This window comes from Ruegeria sp. YS9, from assembly GCF_024628725.1.
Taxonomy (GTDB): Bacteria; Pseudomonadota; Alphaproteobacteria; order Rhodobacterales; family Rhodobacteraceae; genus Ruegeria; species Ruegeria atlantica_C.
Genome location: NZ_CP102409.1, coordinates 893,091 through 910,639, shown reverse-complemented (window position 1 = coordinate 910,639; position 17,549 = coordinate 893,091). Strand labels below are relative to the sequence as shown.

The window sequence follows — 17,549 nt, the reverse complement described above, 5'->3', positions numbered from 1 at the left end:
GCGTTATTGGTACAAAAATCAATACCGTAGACCCATTCGTTTTTCAGGCACTTTAGGCTGGATCGCGTTTGAGGACGACCGAAAACGCGTTTCAGGACGCAGGGCGGCATCCTGTGTCTCAAGGTTCTGGCTAGTATCATTGATCGGAGAGCCACCATGGAACGACTAACTACAATCCTGAAATCTACGGCACTGGCGACAGCCGCCCTCGCGGGGGGATACGGCATCTACGAACTGAATCGCCCGGCGTATACCGGGGCCGCAGGTATAACCTATGGCGAGGCCTTCGCCCCTGCTCGCAACCGGTCTTTGGACTTTCACATTTGGTATCCAGCCGAGCCTGGAGGAAAGACGGTAAAGGTCGGAGGCAACGGCGTTTTCTACGGCACCGAAGCGGGCCGCCGTGCACCGCACAAACAAGGCCGGTTTCCGGCCGTCCTGATATCGCATGGGGCCGGAGGGAACGCTGGCCAGTTCGGCTGGATCGCCGAAAAGCTGGCTGAAGCCGGGTATGTTGTCTTGTTGCCGAACCATCCAGGAACCACCACGGGCAATGCCTCTGCCGAGGCCGCCGTGCGCGTATGGGAACGCCCCGCTGACCTGACGGCCGTGATTGACGAGGTGACCGGTCATCCGGAACGCTACCCGTTTATCGATACCGATGCCCTTGCCGTGCTTGGGTTCTCGGCTGGTGGATATACAGCGCTTGCTGTCTCGGGTGCCCGTGTTGATCCAGACCGTCTTCAGCGGTTTTGTGACGATACGGATCATGGGATGTCGGATTGTGCCTTCCTCGCACATTTCGGGATCGACCTGCACGAGATGGATTTGAGTCCTGCAGGACAAGACTTGGCGGATCCGCGTATTTCTGCTGCCGTCGTTGTGGATCCGGGCATCGTCAGCACTTTGACTGAGGACAGTATTGCGGCGATCGACATGCCCATGCTGGTCATCAATCTGGGTCGCGAGGAAGACGTGCCGTCAGGTGTCTATGCCGCCAAACTTGCCGAAAGCATTCCGTCCGCACAATACGCTACGCTGCCCGGCGCCTCGCATTTCAGTTTTCTGGCGCAGTGCAAGCCGGACGGCGCGCAGATCCTCGTGCGTGAAGGCGAACCGGATGCGCTTTGCGAAGATGCCGGGGATCAACCGCGCAGCGCACTCCACGACAGCCTTGCCAAAGAGATCATCAGCTTTCTTTCGGTAGAGCTTGGAGCATAAGCGCGCTGAACTGGGCGGCGGTGCGCTGCCGCCACCGGCCCAACGCGGACGCTGAGTGAGCGGTTCAATGCTGCATCGCAGCTTCCCGAAAGCAGACATTTACAGAAGGTTGTGGACGTCCCTCGTCAACCGAGACAAAAACCTGCCAAAATCGCAAAAGTTCTGCCGGGAGTTTTTGTCTTGGCAAAGAGGTTGATCCTGCGCGGGCCGGTTCTAGCGGCCAAAAACGACCGTTTTTGGCGCATGGGTATTGTCAGGGGGTTATTGGCACGGACTAGAGATAGCGTCGAACCTGCGCAGCATACTTGTTGAAGTCGGAACCATACTGCGAGCGTAGCCACGGCTCTTCAGAAAACGGCGCAGCAGCCAAGACGATGATTGCAGCAAGACCTACCAGCATCGCCAAAGGCGCGGCTGTGAGGACCATCCATCCCAGAACTATGGCGATGTCTGCTACATACTGAGGGTTGCGCGAGAAACGATAGAGACCGCCGGTTTGCAACGTGCCAACGGCACCGCCAGTCTTATGAATGCCAAAGCCTGCGACCGCGCTCCATACCACAATGTTCCCGATCACGATCAGCGGAATGCCAGCTCCAAAGCGGAACCATTGTGGTATCGGCAGCTCTCCCCAACCCAAAACGCCGAGTGCGACCAAAGCACCAAAGAGCACAAAGGTAGGTACCCAGATCAAGATCGGAGTCAGAGCCGTGTATCTGGTGGGCGGCCACAGCCGTTGCGAGGGTCGTGCAATGGACCAAAGGATCGCGGCAAGGGTGGACAGCGCGATCCCCAGCCCCACGATTGTAAGTCCCGTTTCCATCATGCTTCGGCGTGGTTATGCGTCGTGGCTTCGCGACGTTCTGCCAATGCTTGTCGAACGATCTGGAAGGAAGACGATAGGAACAGAGTTGCCATAATGGATGCGACGATCAGGTCAGGCCAGCCGGTCGCCGTGCCCCAGACGCCCAGGGCTGCGAACATCACGGCCACATTGCCGATGGCGTCATTGCGTGAACAGAGCCAGACCGAGCGTACATTGGCATCACCGTCTTTGTATCGAACCAGCAAAAGCACGCTCGCAAGATTGGTCAGCAGCGCAAAGAATCCGACAATGCCCATGATCTCCGCTTCGGGTACGCCGACATAGAAAACGCGGTAGACGGTCGAACCGAACACCCACAGACCCATCAGGAGCAAACTCAGGCCCTTAGCCAGGGCTGCATTGGTGCGCGCCCGGATCGAAGCCCCGATCACCGCAAGCGAGATGCCGTAGGTCAGCGCATCCCCGAGGAAATCCAAAGCATCGGCCTGAAGCGCTTGCGACTTTGCATAGTGACCGGCGGTCATCTCAACGACGAACATCGTCGCGTTCAGCGCTATGACGACCCATAGCCGCCTTTTGTAGTCGCCCGAAACGCCGTCAAACTTGGCGTCATGTCCGCAACATCCTGACATTGGAAAGCCCTTTTGAATCTGTCTTGAGCATAGTGTAGTGTCTCTAGTGACTAGAGGTTCAAGAGGTATTTTGATGTTTTCTATTGGAGAGCTTTCAAAGCGCACAAAGGTCAAGGTTCCGACCATCCGTTACTATGAAGAAATGGGCTTACTTTCTGAGCCTGAACGAACCGAAGGCAACCAACGCCGCTACGATGCAGCAGGGTTGGAGCGCCTCAGCTTCATCAAACACGCGCGCGATCTTGGCTTCTCGATTGAAGCGATCTCTGAACTGATCGAGCTTCAAGGCCACCCGGATCGTTCATGCCAAGCCGCGACAGATATTGCCGTCTCACAACTTTCCGATGTCAGGGCTAAGATCAAGCGGCTGAGGGCACTGGAAAAGGAACTGGTTCGCATTTCGAAGGGCTGCGACGGTGAAGGCGTGTCAGAAGATTGCTACGTACTGGCATCCCTAGCCGATCACCAGCTTTGTCGTCACGAACACTGATCGGCCAAAACTCAACCGTTTCTGTCACTGGCGCAAACGACCGTCTTTGGCGTGCAGGTTCTGTCACTGGGTTTGTGTCCGGTGTGCGGGACAGAGCTGGCTTTCGCTGCGGTTGCGCAGATGTTTGGTTTAGGTCAATCAAGCAGGGATAGCTTTTTGAACCACAGGAGCGACTGTGAAGACTGTCATCCTCGAACATGAATACGCCTCACCGGCGAAGGAGGTCTGGGCGCTGGCAACGGACCTCGATGCACTCAGGGAAATCATGGATGGGGTTGTCAGCTTCGAAGGGTTGCCGAGCGGTCGCGTATACCAAGGCCAGAGAATTACCGTGCAGGTGTCGCTGTTCGGGAAGTTACCGCCTCAGCCGTATTTCATGGAAGTCCTGGAATGCGACGACGAAGCAATGATTTTGCGGTCTTCTGAAAAGGGCGCAGGCGTCAAATCGTGGCGTCACACTCTGACCGTGGAACCGCAGCAGTCAGGATCCAGGCTGCGCGACGTCATTGAAATCGACGCGGGCTGGATGTCATGGGCCTTCGCGCTCTGGGCACGGTTTCTGTATCGCAAGCGGCATGAACCGCGCGTTCAAATGCTTGCGGACATGCGGGCGAAACGGTCTGAGACTGAGTTGTCCGATGCAGAATCGCCATGAAGTGAACCAAGATGGACTGCGGCCCTTCGCGCTATGTGCAGTGAACTGCAAAAAGGGCTCACTCCAGACCTTCTCCGCAGCGCAGGATGCGCCAAAACTCAACCCTTTCTGTCATCGGCAATAACGACCGTTTTTGGCGCTATAACCGCAGCGGTTCACACGCAGGGGTTGCTATCGGATTGGAACTTCATCGACATCTGCGAACCCATTTTCCGGATGCTGTGCTTTGTATGGAAGTCAGGTTCTCAAACCGTCCTGACAGGCAAGACCAAAATACGTCGCATCACTTAGCGGGCGGTGCTAGTGTCGTGTTGGGGAGAACGCGAATGCCTACATTTGACAGTGAAAACGCTGCAAAGCTGCACCGCGAGTTGCATACACACTTGCCGTCAGACCCTGTGCTCAGGGTTAAGACATTGGAAAGTCTTGCAGTTGAACGTGGTCTGGTCGCGCCTGAAAGCCTCGACGCTTGGATTGAAGCCTATTCCGAGCATATCGGACCGAAACGCGGGGCGCATGTAGTGGCGCGGTCATGGCTTGATCCGGGGTTTCGGACACGCCTGTTGGATGACGCGGCAGAAGCCATCAAGGAGTTTGACTATCAGGGGGACGCGAGTGCTCACCTGAAGGCGGTCGAGAACACCGATACGCAGCACAACATGGTCGTGTGCACGCTATGCTCTTGCTATCCCTTTTCAATCCTTGGGATGTCACCGGCGTGGTACAAATCGACCGAATATCGCGCCCGCGCCGTTCGAGAGCCTCGCAAAGTGCTTACAGAGTTTGGCGTTGCTCTCCCTGAAGATGTGAGCGTCCGCGTCTGGGACAGCACGGCCGAGCTTCGCTATCTCGTTGTTCCGCAACGGCCCTCGGGAACCGATGGGTGGAGCGAGGAACGCCTGGCAGCCCTTGTCACCCGCAACTCCATGATCGGGACAGAGCGAGATTTGAAGGCGGAGGCGGGCTGATGGACGGCATTCACGATCTCGGTGGCGTTGAGGGTTTTGGCCCGGTGCCTGTAAAGAGCGGCGACAAGGATTTTCGCGACTTGGAAGATTGGGAAAAACGCGCCTTTGCGTTGAACTGGTCGCCTATTGCGCCCGGAAGCACCATAGACTGGTTTCGCCACGGGCTCGAACGCATGGTGCCTGCTGACTACCTTGCCTTTTCATACTTCCAAAAGTGGTGCACCAACGATCTGATAAGGATGCTCGATAACGGCACGATAACACTTGAAGACGTCAAACGCGGTCACGTCGAAAACCCCATTGCGCCTCCTCCTGCCATGACCGTTCAGGATGCAGTAGCGGATGTGGCCGCGTCGGCTTTCAGTTTTGAGAGAGACACGTTGCAACGGCCCGCTTTTTCCGTCGGAGACACGGTCCAAGCCCGGCGTCATATCAATGCAAATCATACCCGCCTTCCGCGGTACGTGCGCGGTCTAGAGGGTGTGGTTCTTGCCCATCATGGCGCGCATGTACTGCCAGACCGCAATGCCGAAGGGGTCGAGGTGCCGGAACATCTTTATACGGTTGGATTCCGCGCCGTTACATTATGGGGCGAGGATTCCGATCCGCGCGACGATGTCACACTCGATTTGTGGGAAAGCTACCTTGTTCCAGCCTGACGATCCACTTGCCCCACCCCAGCCGGTCTTTGATGAGCCTTGGCAGGCGCAGGCGCTCGCCCTAGCAGACAATTTGGTCCAAGCCGGTCATTTTACCGCGACGGCTTGGGCCGAAGCGCTCGGCCAAGAATTGAGGAGTGCCGAGAGCGAAGGGGCTCCAGATGATCTTGACACATATTACGCAGCAGTCCTCAGTGCACTTGAAACGCTCACCGAGAGCGCCGGTATTTCCGAGGAGACCCGCGTGCAGCGGCGCACCGATTGGGAAGCCGCATACTTTCGGACCCCTCACGGGAAACCGGTTGTGCTCTAGACTGTGAAGGTGCAGGGACTCACTGCTTGCTCGCGCCAAAGTTGATCTCAAATTATCGATCACAAACCACCGCATTCGCCGGTCCAGCTAGGCCCGCTCAGCGGGACCAAACGGACCTTCGTACATTCCGTCTCAATCGGCACGAACGGCCTTTTCCGGACCTTCACCCCGTTTGCAGTCTCCGCGGTGCGGCATCACCGGGCCAGCCATTCGCCGCGACCGCAAAATCTCAAGAACGGCAAGTTGACAGACCGTCCGCGCATCCGAGTCGAAACGAAGGGCCTGATACCTAAGACCTTCTTCCAGACACCGTCGAGGCAGCAGGAGCATGCAACGTAACCCCGGATCAACTTGGGGCTGGAATGCGTAGGGCTCTGTAGTCGTTCTAGGAATGACCTTTGCCACTGCCCTCCTCGGTTTCTTCATCGCGAAACCGGAAATCTTTACGGAATGGAAGGGACTGAGCCAATGCTTCTCCCCACTCAGCGGCTGCCGGGGCGTCTTTCAGGGCCGCAGGCATCCCACCTGGCAGAGGTCGTCGAGGGGCGAGTTCCTTGGCACAGTGGATCGCTTTCCCATTCGGCCAGAGGGACGTTTGTATCTACCTGTGCTTCGAAAACCGGGCGCCGTCGGCAATGTGAAACCAAGCTATTCGCCTGACTCCCTGTTTTCCTGAAACTCCCCTTCGGACCGGTATCGCATCGGTGACACCCCGACCCAGCGCTTGAAAGCACGCCTGAAACTCTTGGGTTCGGCGTATCCAAGGCGCGCGCCGATTGCCTCGATCGGCAATTCAGTCTCGCGCAGGAGTTCGAGCGCGCGTCGCTGGAGCACTTCTGCGCGAATCTTGCGGAAGGACACGCCTTCGGTCTTCAGCGCGCGCTGCAAGCTTCTGGGTCCAACGGCCAGAAAGCGCGCCGCAGCTTCTTCCGATAGAATGACGTTAGGATGCATGATGTCCATGATCTGTCCGACGGATTCTCGCATCGTTTGAACCGGTTTGACCCCCATAAGCGCTCCCAGTTCCTCCAGCGACAAGTCGCGGTCCGATCTGGCTCTCCCGGGATTGAGCGCGGCCAAGTCGGACCTTCGGATTGCGATGCCCGGCACAGCGCATCCCAGGCGGACCGGAGCCCCTGTCAATTCTTCAAGAGCTTTTACTTCACCCGCATCGGTCTCGGGGAGCTCGACCCAGTCAGGTCGCCAATCGGGGCCTAGGAAATAACGCGCCACATGGCCGATCACGAACAGTGCGCCTTCGTCGAGATGCCTGTGTCCGATCACTGAAAACTCGCGGGAATCACGACCAACAACGAGGTGCGCGTGGGTTTCACGAAGCACGATCTTCGATCCAGGATGGGTAAGGCACAACGCTCGCCGTCCCCGGTCAAGTGCCGTTGCCAGGTCGGGGGCGCCCAAAACGTAGCTTGCATAGGCCCCATAGGTCCCATAATCGAAGTCGCGCCCAAGCCGCGCCCCCAGGTGCCGGTCGCCGATAGAACGCGCAACGGATTCGACCACGATGGCTTCGGATGCATAAGGCAAGAAACCCTTAGCTTTCAGAAACATACCCCGGTTAAGCCCCTCGGACTGCAACGCCCTGTCGACTATGTCGCGAGGGGCGTAGCGATCCAGCAATTCGATCACGTGACCGACTTCGATGAGGTTCACCAGATTTCTTTGCATGCCTCGATATTGTCGGAAAATGACCGGCAGGACAATGTTAGAAACCTTCTTGAAAATAGATTCCCCGTCCCCTCGCAGGACCGACCGGTGACGGAAAGGTCGGCGGACGGGCGAAAAACCAAGCAAGAAGGAGAAAAGAGGAATGGGGCTGAATCGAAAGAACCTCATCGCAACGTTCGGCGTTGCCTTGGCCTTGCTTATGGCAATGCCCATGTCGGCGGATGCCGGGCGACAGCGCACCAAGAACACGATCGGCGGCGCGCTCATTGGAGCTGGCGTCGGAGCTCTGGTTGGGGGGAGCGGCGCTGTCCAGACCGGGGCGATTGTCGGCGCCATCGCAGGCGCCACGAAATAAATTGCAGCCTGAACTGGCCCAGCAAGGAAGCTTCTTAATGCCGAATTCTGTTTTGAAACATGCGGTCGTTACCGCCTGTCTTGTCACTCTCGCATGCTCAGCCCAGGCCGATGAGGCAATGGAACTCATGCTCGACGAGGCGATGCCGCACATGCATCACAGCTGCGAAAGCGTGTTGGAGACCTATCCCGACGATGACGAGGCGGTTGCTGGGATCGTCCGCCTGATGGTCGCGGTCTCGCTCTACAACCGTCAGATCGACGTGCTGGCCCTGGTGCCCGACGAAGACAAGCGCGCCGGTCTGAGGGATGAGTTCACCGAGGAACTGGAAGACGCCTGCGACGACGATCCCGGTCGGCTTCTCGCCGGCGCTGTGGATGACGCCGTGAAGAACACGATGGCGGCCTTTGATGGATGACCGGCCAGCCTGACCCGAAAAACGCTTCCCTGAAGGCGTATCTGATGTCTATGTGTCTGCTTTTGCGCCGCTGTCTTCTCGCGGCCTGCACGCTATTTCCAGTTGCCGCCGCTGCGCAAGACACAGCTGATTTGGCGCAGGATCTTGCGAACCCGCTGGCCGCCATCATCTCGGTGCCGCTTCAGCTGAACTATGACCAGAACATCGGCGTCGCCGGTCAGGGAAGCCGGACGACGCTGAACCTGCAGCCGGTGATCCCCTTTGCGTTGGACAATGGGGCGAACATCGTGACGCGCACGATCATCCCCTATGTCTGGCAGGAGAACGTGATCCCCGGCACGTCACAGAGCGGCATCGGCGACGTGCTCTTTAGCGCGTGGTATTCGCGAACGACCGAGACGGACCTGACATGGGGAATCGGCCCCGTTGTCCGCATCCCGACAGGGTCCGACGTGTCCACGGACACCTGGGCGGCGGGCATCACCGGCATCGCCCTTCAGCAGACCGGCCCATGGACCTATGGCGCCCTGGCCAACCATCTTTGGGATGTCGAAAGCAATCCCACGACGCCCACCAGCGCCACCTTCTTGCAGCCGTTCGTCGCCTATTCGACCGAAGACGCCTGGACTTTCTCTCTGCAGAGCGAGTCAACCTATGACTGGAAGGCCGACGCCTGGTCTGTGCCGATCAACGCGTCGGTCTCGAAACTCGCCCTCATTGCCGGGCGGCCCGTCAATTTCCAGGCCGGCGCCGGCTATTGGCTTGAGAGCCCGGCCGGCGGGCCCAAGGGCTGGCGGTTCCGCCTGCAGGTCCAGTTTGTGTTCCAAAGATGACGGGAAGCGCATGTCTGCCCAAACACTTCTGAGAAGGAAAATCCGATGAAGAAACAAATTCAGAGCATTGCCATCGCGGCCGCTGTCGCAAGCCTGTGCGCCGCCCCCGCCTCGGCCCAGTTCGCCGATGACAACCTCGACGCCCTCGTGGACGCCCGCGAGATCCCGGTTAACGTCGACAACTTCATCCGCGCCGCCACCGATATCGAGTTCGGCAAATATGTTGCCCTCGCCGGAGGGGTGAACAGGTTCTACCACTTCCGCGAGATGATGCCCGTCGACAATCAGACGACCGTCAGCGCGAACCGAGATACGCTCTACAGCACCGCGATCATCGATATCAGCGAGGGCGCCACATTCACCCTTCCGGATGTCGGCGACCGCTACATGTCGGCGATGGTCATCAACCAGGATCACTACCTCAACGAGGTGTTCCACGGTGGCGGCACCTACACGCTGAATACGGAGACCTTCGATACCGACTACGTCGCGGTCTATCTGCGCATCCTCGTGGATGCGACCGACCCGGCGGACATGGCCGCCGTGCACGCGATCCAGGACCAGATGTCGATTGACGCAGCATCGTCAGACCCCTTCATCGTCCCGCCCTATGACGAAGAGAACTACGAGGGGCTCATAAGGGCCGCCGTCGGTTTCTACTCTTACGTCCCGAACAGTTTTCGCATGTTCGGCAAGAAGGGGGATGTCGACCCGGTGCGGCATTTCATCGGCACGGCCGGCGGTTGGGGCGGGTTGCCTGAGCATGAGGCGCTCTATGTCGGAAAAACGCCGAACCTGCCGGTCGGGGAATACAAGTTCGAGGTACCCGCCGAGGTTCCGGTCAAGGATTTCTGGTCGGTCAGTGTCTATGATGCGAACCGTTATTTTGCCCCGAACGCACTCGATGCCTATGTCATCAATTCCGTCAGCGGGACGTACAACGAGGACGGCAGCATGACCGTGCATCTGGGCGGCTGCGAGGACGGGCGCGTGAATTGCCTGCCGCTCGTCGAGGGGTGGAACTACACCGTGCGGCTCTACAGGGCGGCGCCAGAGGTCCTCGACGGGTCGTGGACCTTCCCTGCCGTCCAGCCCGTGAACGGATAGAAAGGACCCAGAATATGCGACGCCTTCTTCTTGCCCTCGCGCTCTGCGCGCCTTTGCCACTCCTCGCCGAGGACATCACGATCCAGACCCTGATGCGCGCCGAAAGCGATACGATGTTCCGGCTCGGTATGCAGACATACGGTATTGGCGTGGGCGAGATCGCCCATGATCGCGAGGTTGTCTCCGCCGATGGGCCGCAGCCGGTGATCCGGCCCAATCAGGACACGCTCTATTCCGCCGCCATCATCGACCTGTCCGAGCCGGTGACGGTGACGCTGCCCGAGGGCGACGGGCGGTTCCAGTCGGTGCTGGTGATCAGCCAGGATCACTACAACTTCGCCTATGCCAAGCCCGGCGCCTATGAACTGACCGGGGACGAGGTCGGGACGCGCTTCGCGATGCTATTGTTCCGCACCTTCATCGACGCAGGCGACCCGGACGATGCCGCCCGCGCTCATGCCGTGCAGGACGGAATTGTCCTCGACGGCGGCGGCGAGGGCCCCTTCGAGGCGCCGGACTGGGATCTCGACGCCCTCGCCGCGGCGCGCCAGGCCGTCAGCGACCTGGCAGCGGTCGTTGGGCTTGAATCCACCACCTCCTTCGGTCGCCCAGGCGAAATCGACCCGCTCGACCACCTGATCGGCATGGCGGGCTGGGCTGGGCAACCGGGATCCACGGCGCAGGGCATCGTCGGTAGCGTTGATCAGAATGATGGCGAGACACCCCATGTGGTGACGTTGCAGGACGTGCCGGTGGACGCCTTCTGGTCGATCACCATCTACGACGCCGAGGGCTACCTGGCACCCAACGATCTGGGGCGGAACAGCTACAACAACACCTCCGCCACGCCGAACGCAGATGGCTCCTATACCATTCACTTTGGGGCCTGCGAGGACGGGCGTATCAACTGCATCCCCGTCACGTCGGGTTGGAACTACACGGTCCGGCTCTATGAGCCGCGCGCCGAGGTTCTTGATGGCAGTTGGGTGTTCCCGGATATACTGCCCGTAAACTGATAACGCCACGGCCCGCGCACCGCGTGGGCCGACCGACGAGAGGAAGGAGCCTTCGATGTTGGTAAAACAGCCTATCCAAATGGCCAGTTGCATCTTGTTCCTGGCGTTTTTCTTGGCGAACGCTGCAGTCGCCGAGGACAAGCCGCGCCTCATCCTCCAGATCACTGTGGATCAACTGCGCGGCGACCTGCCATTTCGCCACTACGACCAATTCGGCCCGGGCGGTTTCCGCTATCTGATGGATCAGGGCGTCTATTTCGACAACGCTCACCACGCCCACGCCAACACCGAAACCGTCGTCGGCCATACCACGCTGGCCACCGGCGCCAATCCGGCGGCCCACGGCATGGTCGGCAACCTCTGGTACGACCGCGCCACCGGGCGCACCATCTACAATGTCGAGGACGCCGCCTATCCGCTCCTCACCCAGGGTGCCGATGTCAACCCCGAGACCGAGGTCGACCCCACCCAGCTTGCCGCCAGTTCCGATGGCCGCTCGCCCCGCGCCATCCTGACCACCACCTTTTCCGATGAACTCACCATCGCCACCCAGGGCCGCGCCAAGGTCTTTGGCGTCTCGGTCAAGGATCGCGGCGCCGTCTCAATGGCAGGCCACACGGGCAAGGCGTTCTGGTTCTCCAAATCCGCCGGCGAATTCGTCACCTCCAGCTACTACTATGACAGCTACCCCTCTTGGGTGACCGACTGGAACGCCAAGGATTTCCTGCAGAATTACCTTAACACCTCTTGGGAGCTGACCCATCCCATCGACAGCTACCTCTTCGGTGACCGCGACGATCAGGAATGGGAAACCGACCTTGCCGGGTTCGGACGCACCTTTCCGCACCCCTATTCCACCATCGACCCGCTGTCGTGGAAGAACGACCCCTATTTCGCCACGCTTCTCACCTTCAGCCCTGCCGGGGACGAGATTACCGCCGATTTCGCCAAGACCCTGATCACAGCCGAGGGGCTGGGCCAGGATGATATCACCGATTACCTGTCGGTCAGCTTTTCGGCGACCGACTATGTCGGCCACGGCTTCGGACCCTCCAGCCTGGAGGCCGAGGAAAACCTGATCCGGCTTGACCGCACCCTGGCCGATCTCTTCGCCTTCATCGACGCCGAGATCGGGCTTGAGAACACCCTGATCGCCCTTTCCGCCGATCACGGCACGCCCGAGGCGCCGGGATACCTGGCCGAGCTGGGAGAGATGGGCGGCTATGTCAACCCCGAGCACTGGGCGACCCAACCCGCCGCCGACCGCATCCGCGCACGCTTTGGCCTGACCGGTCCGCTGATCGCGGGCTATGACCACCCTTATCTCACCCTCTCGGACGAGGTGCACAGCCGCACAGACATTGACCTTGTCGCGCTGGAAACCGCCATCGCCGAAGAGCTTTCGGCCTTCGAAGGCATCGCCTTCGCCGTGCCCTCATCGCGCATTCGCACGGGCGCCCTGCCCGACAATGCGCTGATGCGGGCCGTGGCCAACAACTACAACCCCGACCGCTCGGGCGACATCTACCTCGTCACCAGCCCCGGCTGGTTCATCAACGATTTCGACGGCCTATCCGTCACTGTCACCCACGGCTCGCCCTGGCGCTATGACACCCACGTGCCCATCGCCTTTGCCGGGTTCGGCCTCGCGCCTCAGCGGGTCTCGCGCCGCGTCCACACGGTCGACCTAGCGCTGACGCTTGCCGCGATCGCAGATACGCGCCCACCCGACGGCGCCGCAGGAGAAGTGTTGGGGGAAGTCATCGGGTACTAGGCGCCTCGCGGCGATGCAGAGTGGAGACAGTGATTGGGTTAGATTGAACGTCGGCTTCCAGCTTTTCGAGCTGACGGGTTCGAGGTAGCAGAGAAGGACCGCTTCCCGCCCGTTTATCCGCGAGCTGCCTCCTCCATAAATCTCTCCACCCGTTCGGCACCTGCCCGATACTCATCCGTACTTGGCTTGCCCTCGTTCGGCTCGCCCCGCTTTTCGCTGGCCAGACTATCAATCTCATCACGCCGTTTCCCACCACCCTCAGACCCGTCATCTGAAACCGCTCTCGGCACCTCAAGTGCCCCGATCTTCGCCTCCAGTGCCTTGATCTGCCCCTGCAGCCCGCGCATTTGGTCCCCGGCTGTGGGGTACGGCAGATCGCCGGTCTGCTTGTCGAAGATCTGCTTAAAAAACCGATCCTCATAGTATTTGATCCGCTTGGCGCGGACGGGCATTTGCGCGTCGACCACCAGAACGATGTCATCAAGATCCATGCGCCGCGCCTCATCCTCTGGCAGCAACGCGGTTTCTTCCGTTCGTTCAGACATGCTGCGCCCGGTAAATGGGTTGCGGCCGACCGAGCGCGAGCGGGTCACAACCCGTTTGGTGGTTTTGCCGACGGCTTTGCTGAGCTCTTCAATGGTCTTCTCATCTGAGGGCGTGAGATAGAGCTTGATGCCCGCGTTGCCCTGCAGGGCACGCCGGGCATTTTCGCCGTAGATCTCATCCAAAGCTGGGATCGTCTGTGTGACGATCGCGAGATTCGCCCGGTAAGATCGCAGTGTTTCAATGCTGTCCAGAACGATCGGCATTTTGCCGAGGCGGTTGAACTCATCGAGCATAATCATCACCGGCCAAGGCTCATCCTTGCCAGGTTCATGGTCTTGTAGCGATGCCAGCAAGTCCGAGAAGAACAGGCGGATCAGCGGCGCGAGCGGTTTCACCATCAGCGGCTCGACCACCAGATAGACGGAAAACGGCGTCTTTCGGATGTCGCGAAAATCGAAGTCTGACGTTGCGGTCGCCCGATCGATGGCGGGGTTCGACCATTGCTTGAGGCCCGAGGTCATGAGAAGCGACAGGTAAGACGTCAGCGTGTCGTTGTTGGTCGAGGCCATGCGCATGAAAATCAGTTTGGCGGCTGGATTGACCACCTCGTCTGCACGGCGGCGGTACTCTTTCTGCTTGTCTCCGCCTGATGCGGTGATGCGATAGATCTCGCCCAGGGTCGGCCGCTTTCGCTCGAACGCCAAAAGCCCTGCCGCCACGAACAGATCGATACCGCCGTCGAGGAGCCCTTGGACGCGGTCGTTATCTGCTTGCAGAAACAGCGAGGCCAGGAGTTGCAGCTCCATCTGTTGGCGGTCGACGTTTTCCAGCGCCGATATTCGCAGCAAAGGATTGTACCGGTGCGAGCGGCCGTCCTTCCAATCAGTGGGCGCAAACCGAAACACCTTGTCGCCTTGCGCGGCCCTATGGCGCGCCGTCGCCTCGAAGTTCTCACCCTTCACGTCCAACACCACCGCGCTGCCCTGATAGGTAAGCAGGTTCGGGATGACGAACCCCGTCGTTTTGCCGCGTCCGGTCGGGGCGACGATCAGGGCATGGGGGAACACCTTGGACATCACGAAGGGTTTGCGACTCTTAGGCTTGCCCATTTTGCCGAGGACAAAGCCGTGGCCAGGCTTGCCGAAAAAGCCGTTCCGCTTCATCTCTGACATGTGCTGCCAGTGGGTTTCCCCAAATTTGGTCAGCGCGTCGTTCATCAAGATCGCACTGAGCAAAACACCGGCTGCTGCATTGCCCCCCACGATCAGGTGAACAATCTGCATATCGGCCGGATGGGTCATTCGGAGAACCCCATAGCTGCGTGCCAACATCAGAAAATCGATGTCCGCCCCGACCCCAAACCAGCGGAATGTCAGAAAGGCCGACGCCAGGACATAGCCCAACACCGCTCCCAGAAGAGCAAAGCTCAAGACGCCGAGTGCGATCCGCGTCTTACCCATGCGTCACACCCTTTTCGCCATCGCTATCGACATGCCGCTCGCGTTGAACGTCGATTTCTTCATTGGCGATCTCGTCGAGGACGTGCTCCATCGCCACGCTGCTCGCCAGAGCGGCATCACTCTGCAGATAGGCTTTGGCCGCATAAAGCCGGTCCAGGCGGTCTTCGATATGTTCCTCCAACGCAGTCTCATCGCCAATTGCCAAGTCCGGGGTGTTTTCTTCTCCGGCCAGATCCTCCAGTTCGGCCCTCAAGGTCTCGCGCTCCAGATCGCTGCGGAATGGATCTGCGGTTGGGTCGTCCCTCATACGGCTCAGGATTTCAGCAGTGATCGGCGGAAGCCGGTCGGTGATGGCTTCCTGCCGGTCAGCCTCCACCGACCCACTATCCTTGAGAACGTCAGCACCGGCCAACAAACGACCCAGATCACCGTGCACCTGGTCGAGGCGATCGATTGCTTTCTCAAGCTCATCGGCGCGAGACAGGTCATAGCCTTCCTTCTCGGCAATCACCTTCAGATCCTGTCCAAGCCATTGCCGCTCCAGCGCGGCATTGCCCGCGCCTATTTCGACACGACGCGTCACCTCTTGCGCGTCAATGCCGGTGCCTTTCAAAGCCTGCTGAAGACGCTCTGCCAAAGCTGGAGCCTGCAAAGCTCCTTGGGCCTCGGCCCGTATATTCGCGGCCGAATAGATACCACTTTGGGACGCGTCTTCGAGCAAGGTGTGGGACTGCGTTCCCATTGGGCTCAGATGTGACAGTGAGCGATAGATGTCGTTGAGCTCATGCTCGAGCGCCGCCCGCCGTTCAACCGGAGCGTCCGCGACGATCCGTTCGACCTGATGGATCTTGTCGTGAAAGGCATCCACGACCTCATCAAACGAATGCTGTTCTTCGGCCATGCCATATACCTTTCCATCTGCTTCAATTGGTTTACCCTGCGCCAAGAGCGTCGCGGCCTTGTCCAAGGCTGCTGCAATGTCATGCTGGTTCTCGCGCGAGGCCTCGGCAGCCAGGCCGCGATAAAGCCGCGCGTTCTGCGCCACCTCAACCAAGGCACGGTCAAGCTCCGGCCCCACGCGGTCACGTTCGGTCAGCTTCTGGCCCGTGGCTTCCGCGCGACGCTGATCTACATCGCTCGGCCTCTTCGTCGTGACCCCACGCTCGAGCTTTCGCGTCGCCTCAAGGCGCAGCCCATAGCGGTCTGACACCTCCACCATCGCCTCGCGAAAACTGTCGTAGTTGAAATGGTGCCCTTCTTTCAGAAAGAAGAATTCACCGTCCTTGCTGCGCCGGTTCAGGACGATATGCGCGTGCGGGTGATCCCGGTCCTCATGCACGGCTGCGATGTAGTCGAAGTGGCTGCCTTCGCCCTGAAAGAACCGTTCGCAAATCTCGCGCGTGATCTCGGCAACATCTTCGCCACGCGTGCCAATTGGGAACGCCATCAAGAGGTGCGAGGTATGTCCCAGCTTGGGATGAAACCCCTCATTCCATTGCGCTGAAAATCGGCGTGTGACCTGCTCGATCTCTTTGGCTGACAGAACGCTTTGGCCGTCATAGGTACCACGGCTGTCGACGATGAAGCTCGACTTGGTGGTCAGGTATTCCAGCTGGTTGCGCAGCTGTGTTTTGTTGTGTGTGCCCCCGTCGCGAATGGCTTTGAAGATCGCGGGGGAATGCCCCATGGCGGCGCGCGCCATCTGCTTCGCGCGGGCACGCGGCACGCTGCCGCGAATGCGGCTCCAGTCGCGATCGAAGAAGGCCTCCTGCGCGGCGGCAACGGCGCTATTCCGGGCCATCGGCAAAGCCTCCCAGAACGCGAGCAACCTCGCCAGACAGCGCACTTCGGCGGCGCTGCGCCATGTCTTGAACCTGGTCGGCGATATCGAAGATCAGCCCGGCCAAAGCACGAACCTGGCCATGGGCAGAGTTGCCATAGGGCGGCGTTTTTCCCTGGCGCTTTGCCTCGTTCAGGCGCTGCGCAATTTGGTTGATGTTGTTGCCGGTGCGATTGAGAGAGGCCGACAATCCCTGCATCTGATTGGCCAGTTCATCATCAGGGACAAAGAGATCGTTCGAGGCATGGATTAGCCGACGCAGCCCTTCCGCCCGGCTGGCGATATCATGCCGCGTCAGCACCGCATCAAAGCCCGCAAGCTCCTTCGGTGTGAGCCGGACATTCACCAACTCAGAGCGCACGCGCGCATCAAGTTTGCGGCTTTGATCGGCTTTCAACGTGTAGAAAATGCTGCGGGTCGTGACGCCGAATTCGCGGGCCAGATCTTCGACCGGCACCCCCTCGGCACGCTTGCGCACGATGGCAAAACGCTGGTTCTGCGTCAGTCGTTTGTGCCGTGGTGCGCGCGGTCGGCCCATGTGAAGTAATCACCCCTATTTCTTGCCAGCATCATACAGGCAGCCCTGTTATGGCATTTCGCTATAATTGATTCAATATTATAATATTGCATCAACTGCCTGTATTCCGTTTGGAGCAGCCATAGGCTGCGACCGCCAATACTTGCGCTGACAAAGACCAGCGCTACACTGGCGGTATTGATTTTTGTTTTGTGAGGTTCGAGATGGGGCGC

Annotated in this window: 18 protein-coding genes; 12 read left to right on the top strand and 6 right to left on the bottom strand. The window is 59.4% G+C overall.

Features of this window, described 5'->3' with window-relative positions; all coding sequences use genetic code 11:
• Positions 1–156 precede the first annotated feature (156 nt).
• Entirely contained in the window at positions 157–1,221 is a 1,065-nt protein-coding gene (locus tag NOR97_RS04675; protein ID WP_257600365.1) for a dienelactone hydrolase family protein, read from the top strand.
• A gap of 274 nt (positions 1,222–1,495) precedes the next feature.
• On the opposite strand, the gene NOR97_RS04670 is transcribed toward NOR97_RS04675, so the two are convergent.
• Both NOR97_RS04670 and NOR97_RS04665 read right to left on the bottom strand, forming a co-directional pair.
• Positions 1,496–2,047 (bottom strand): isoprenylcysteine carboxylmethyltransferase family protein, encoded by a 552-nt coding sequence (locus tag NOR97_RS04670; RefSeq protein ID WP_257600364.1) that lies wholly within the window; start codon positions 2,045–2,047, stop codon positions 1,496–1,498.
• Complete coding sequence (locus tag NOR97_RS04665; RefSeq protein ID WP_257600363.1) at positions 2,044–2,679, bottom strand: cation transporter; 636 nt, start codon at positions 2,677–2,679, stop codon at positions 2,044–2,046. The genes NOR97_RS04670 and NOR97_RS04665 overlap by 4 nt, the downstream gene beginning before the upstream one ends.
• A gap of 73 nt (positions 2,680–2,752) precedes the next feature.
• On the opposite strand from NOR97_RS04665, the gene NOR97_RS04660 reads away from it, so the two are divergent.
• The 5 genes from NOR97_RS04660 (at position 2,753) to NOR97_RS21190 (ending at position 5,764) form a co-directional block, all read left to right on the top strand.
• On the top strand, positions 2,753–3,169 hold the full coding sequence (locus tag NOR97_RS04660; RefSeq protein ID WP_257600362.1) for a helix-turn-helix domain-containing protein: 417 nt from the start codon (positions 2,753–2,755) through the stop codon (positions 3,167–3,169).
• 175 nt (positions 3,170–3,344) lie between these two features.
• On the top strand, positions 3,345–3,824 hold the full coding sequence (locus NOR97_RS04655) for an SRPBCC family protein (protein ID WP_051372163.1): 480 nt from the start codon (positions 3,345–3,347) through the stop codon (positions 3,822–3,824).
• A 326-nt stretch (positions 3,825–4,150) separates the two neighbouring features.
• Positions 4,151–4,792, top strand: a complete 642-nt coding sequence (gene nthA / locus NOR97_RS04650; RefSeq protein ID WP_209599651.1) for a nitrile hydratase subunit alpha — start codon at positions 4,151–4,153, stop codon at positions 4,790–4,792.
• Complete coding sequence (nthB, locus tag NOR97_RS04645) at positions 4,792–5,451, top strand: nitrile hydratase subunit beta (RefSeq protein ID WP_209599652.1); 660 nt, start codon at positions 4,792–4,794, stop codon at positions 5,449–5,451. Before nthA ends, nthB begins: the two co-directional genes overlap by 1 nt.
• Positions 5,408–5,764 (top strand): nitrile hydratase accessory protein, encoded by a 357-nt coding sequence (locus tag NOR97_RS21190; protein ID WP_374041601.1) that lies wholly within the window; start codon positions 5,408–5,410, stop codon positions 5,762–5,764. Before nthB ends, NOR97_RS21190 begins: the two co-directional genes overlap by 44 nt.
• A gap of 648 nt (positions 5,765–6,412) precedes the next feature.
• Here NOR97_RS21190 and NOR97_RS04640 read toward each other — a convergent pair.
• A complete protein-coding gene (locus NOR97_RS04640; protein WP_257600361.1) occupies positions 6,413–7,435 on the bottom strand; it encodes an AraC family transcriptional regulator in 1,023 nt (340 codons plus the stop codon).
• A gap of 157 nt (positions 7,436–7,592) precedes the next feature.
• Here NOR97_RS04640 and NOR97_RS04635 point away from each other — a divergent pair, with 157 nt between their 5' ends.
• From NOR97_RS04635 to NOR97_RS04610, 6 genes are read left to right on the top strand one after another with little or no spacing between them, the layout of a single operon-like run.
• Complete coding sequence (locus NOR97_RS04635; protein ID WP_257600360.1) at positions 7,593–7,805, top strand: hypothetical protein; 213 nt, start codon at positions 7,593–7,595, stop codon at positions 7,803–7,805.
• A 37-nt stretch (positions 7,806–7,842) separates the two neighbouring features.
• A complete protein-coding gene (locus NOR97_RS04630; RefSeq protein ID WP_257600359.1) occupies positions 7,843–8,223 on the top strand; it encodes a hypothetical protein in 381 nt (126 codons plus the stop codon).
• Positions 8,220–9,056 (top strand): transporter, encoded by an 837-nt coding sequence (locus NOR97_RS04625; protein ID WP_257600358.1) that lies wholly within the window; start codon positions 8,220–8,222, stop codon positions 9,054–9,056. The genes NOR97_RS04630 and NOR97_RS04625 overlap by 4 nt, the downstream gene beginning before the upstream one ends.
• A 45-nt stretch (positions 9,057–9,101) precedes the next feature.
• Positions 9,102–10,163 (top strand): DUF1214 domain-containing protein, encoded by a 1,062-nt coding sequence (locus NOR97_RS04620; protein ID WP_257600357.1) that lies wholly within the window; start codon positions 9,102–9,104, stop codon positions 10,161–10,163.
• A 14-nt stretch (positions 10,164–10,177) separates the two neighbouring features.
• Positions 10,178–11,179 carry a DUF1214 domain-containing protein gene (locus tag NOR97_RS04615; RefSeq protein WP_257600356.1) on the top strand — a complete coding sequence of 334 codons (1,002 nt, stop codon included), beginning with the start codon at positions 10,178–10,180 and terminating at the stop codon, positions 11,177–11,179.
• 55 nt (positions 11,180–11,234) lie between these two features.
• Positions 11,235–12,953 carry an alkaline phosphatase family protein gene (locus tag NOR97_RS04610; RefSeq protein ID WP_257600355.1) on the top strand — a complete coding sequence of 573 codons (1,719 nt, stop codon included), beginning with the start codon at positions 11,235–11,237 and terminating at the stop codon, positions 12,951–12,953.
• A gap of 113 nt (positions 12,954–13,066) precedes the next feature.
• On the opposite strand, the gene NOR97_RS04605 is transcribed toward NOR97_RS04610, so the two are convergent.
• From NOR97_RS04605 to NOR97_RS04595, 3 genes are read right to left on the bottom strand one after another with little or no spacing between them, the layout of a single operon-like run.
• The gene (locus NOR97_RS04605) at positions 13,067–14,959 is read right to left on the bottom strand and encodes a type IV secretory system conjugative DNA transfer family protein (RefSeq protein WP_257600354.1); all 1,893 of its coding nucleotides are present in this window, start codon (positions 14,957–14,959) and stop codon (positions 13,067–13,069) included.
• On the bottom strand, positions 14,952–16,760 hold the full coding sequence (locus NOR97_RS04600; protein WP_257600353.1) for a relaxase/mobilization nuclease domain-containing protein: 1,809 nt from the start codon (positions 16,758–16,760) through the stop codon (positions 14,952–14,954). Before NOR97_RS04600 ends, NOR97_RS04605 begins: the two co-directional genes overlap by 8 nt.
• Positions 16,747–17,337, bottom strand: coding sequence for a hypothetical protein (locus tag NOR97_RS04595; protein WP_257600352.1), 591 nt, complete (start codon positions 17,335–17,337; stop codon positions 16,747–16,749). Before NOR97_RS04595 ends, NOR97_RS04600 begins: the two co-directional genes overlap by 14 nt.
• Positions 17,338–17,549: the final 212 nt, after the last annotated feature.

What these genes read in the sequence shown, in the direction of transcription:
- NOR97_RS04675 (WP_257600365.1), top strand. Translation starts at nt 157, where the DNA reads ATGGAACGACTAACTACAATCCTGAAATCTACGGCACTGGCGACAGCC.
- NOR97_RS04630 (WP_257600359.1), top strand. Translation starts at nt 7,843, where the DNA reads ATGCCGAATTCTGTTTTGAAACATGCGGTCGTTACCGCCTGTCTTGTC.
- NOR97_RS04670 (WP_257600364.1), bottom strand. Translation starts at nt 2,047, where the DNA reads ATGATGGAAACGGGACTTACAATCGTGGGGCTGGGGATCGCGCTGTCC.
- nthB (WP_209599652.1), top strand. Translation starts at nt 4,792, where the DNA reads ATGGACGGCATTCACGATCTCGGTGGCGTTGAGGGTTTTGGCCCGGTG.
- nthA (WP_209599651.1), top strand. Translation starts at nt 4,151, where the DNA reads ATGCCTACATTTGACAGTGAAAACGCTGCAAAGCTGCACCGCGAGTTG.
- NOR97_RS04625 (WP_257600358.1), top strand. Translation starts at nt 8,220, where the DNA reads ATGACCGGCCAGCCTGACCCGAAAAACGCTTCCCTGAAGGCGTATCTG.
- NOR97_RS04615 (WP_257600356.1), top strand. Translation starts at nt 10,178, where the DNA reads ATGCGACGCCTTCTTCTTGCCCTCGCGCTCTGCGCGCCTTTGCCACTC.
- NOR97_RS04635 (WP_257600360.1), top strand. Translation starts at nt 7,593, where the DNA reads ATGGGGCTGAATCGAAAGAACCTCATCGCAACGTTCGGCGTTGCCTTG.
- NOR97_RS04600 (WP_257600353.1), bottom strand. Translation starts at nt 16,760, where the DNA reads ATGGCCCGGAATAGCGCCGTTGCCGCCGCGCAGGAGGCCTTCTTCGAT.
- NOR97_RS04605 (WP_257600354.1), bottom strand. Translation starts at nt 14,959, where the DNA reads ATGGGTAAGACGCGGATCGCACTCGGCGTCTTGAGCTTTGCTCTTCTG.
- NOR97_RS04595 (WP_257600352.1), bottom strand. Translation starts at nt 17,337, where the DNA reads ATGGGCCGACCGCGCGCACCACGGCACAAACGACTGACGCAGAACCAG.
- NOR97_RS04610 (WP_257600355.1), top strand. Translation starts at nt 11,235, where the DNA reads ATGTTGGTAAAACAGCCTATCCAAATGGCCAGTTGCATCTTGTTCCTG.
- NOR97_RS04620 (WP_257600357.1), top strand. Translation starts at nt 9,102, where the DNA reads ATGAAGAAACAAATTCAGAGCATTGCCATCGCGGCCGCTGTCGCAAGC.
- NOR97_RS21190 (WP_374041601.1), top strand. Translation starts at nt 5,408, where the DNA reads ATGTCACACTCGATTTGTGGGAAAGCTACCTTGTTCCAGCCTGACGAT.
- NOR97_RS04660 (WP_257600362.1), top strand. Translation starts at nt 2,753, where the DNA reads ATGTTTTCTATTGGAGAGCTTTCAAAGCGCACAAAGGTCAAGGTTCCG.
- NOR97_RS04665 (WP_257600363.1), bottom strand. Translation starts at nt 2,679, where the DNA reads ATGTCAGGATGTTGCGGACATGACGCCAAGTTTGACGGCGTTTCGGGC.